The following is a 392-nucleotide window of genomic DNA, read 5'->3' on the forward strand; positions in this document are numbered from 1 at the left end:
GTTATCGTGGCAAGTCCATTGGTATTCGCAGCTGGGGTATATTGAATTTGATTGCCAACTACTGAGGCTGAGCCAATATCAGCTGATGCAGCACTGATCGTCAGGCTGTCGCCATCCACGTCTGAATCATTGGCTATTACGTTTATCAGTATTGGCGCTGCATCTTCAGCCATAGTTGCAGTATCGTTATTAGCAACAGGTGCATCATTCACGGCAGTTATCGTAATAGCGACTGTGGCTGTATTGGTTCCACCATTATTATCACTAACAGTATAAGTTACCGTGGCGAGTCCATTGGTATTCGCAGCTGGGGTATATTGAATTTGATTGCCAACTACTGAGGCTGAGCCAATATCAGCTGATGCTGCGCTTATGACAAGGCTATCGCCATC

The 392-nt window shown here is 45.9% G+C and carries 1 protein-coding gene; it reads right to left on the reverse strand.

Features of this window, described 5'->3' with window-relative positions:
• On the reverse strand, positions 1-392 hold a 392-nt coding region (locus tag H5115_RS20015), incomplete at both ends, for an Ig-like domain-containing protein (RefSeq protein WP_182756990.1).

It is taken from the genome of Pseudoalteromonas sp. SR44-2 (assembly GCF_014163745.1).
In the GTDB taxonomy this organism is placed as follows: domain Bacteria; phylum Pseudomonadota; class Gammaproteobacteria; order Enterobacterales; family Alteromonadaceae; genus Pseudoalteromonas; species Pseudoalteromonas distincta.